The sequence below is a fragment of the Paraburkholderia mimosarum LMG 23256 = NBRC 106338 genome, from assembly GCF_000739815.1.
GTDB classification, from domain to species: Bacteria; Pseudomonadota; Gammaproteobacteria; order Burkholderiales; family Burkholderiaceae; genus Paraburkholderia; species Paraburkholderia mimosarum.
The window spans coordinates 1-586 of sequence record NZ_BBJJ01000367.1; the positions used below are offsets into that span (position 1 = coordinate 1).

Annotated in this window: 1 protein-coding gene; it reads right to left on the reverse strand. The window is 56.3% G+C overall.

The features are described from left to right. A partial coding sequence (locus BMI01S_RS40535) for an AMP-binding protein (protein WP_042293671.1) occupies positions 1-586 on the reverse strand: 586 nt, incomplete at both ends.

Below are 586 nucleotides of genomic sequence, written 5' to 3' on the forward strand. Positions count from 1 at the left end.
AAGCTCCGGACGGTTCAGATAGCCCCGCGCCACCCCCGCGCCCCCAATGTAGAGCTCGCCCACCGCCCCGAACGGCACCGGCTCGCCATGGCCGTCCAGCACGTACACCCGCGTGTTCGCAATCGGACGGCCTATCGGGACAATTCGATGTGGCACATCGAATGGCGTGTCAATAGGAAAAAAGGACGACCAGATGGTTGTTTCGGTTGGCCCGTAGAAATTCTTTACAGAGTTCACCGCTTCATTTAGGCGAAGTGACAGACTTGCAGGTAACGCTTCTCCCCCACATACCGCATTCAGCGCTGGTGCTCCCTGCCAGCCTCCATCTAAGAGCAGGCGCCACATTGCCGGAGTCGCCTGCATAAAAGAAATGTTGTGATGTGCTATGTAATGGCGCAATGCCATGGCGTCGATTGCATCGTTACGGCTTGCAAGGGCAACTGCGGCCCCAGTGCTCAAAGGCAGGTACAGTTCGAGCCCCGCAATATCGAACGAGATGGTGGTCAAAGCCAAAAAAGTATCGCGGTCAGAAATTGAAGATATCTCTGAAAGCGCAGATAGAAAGTTCACCCCCCCCCGGTGCTCG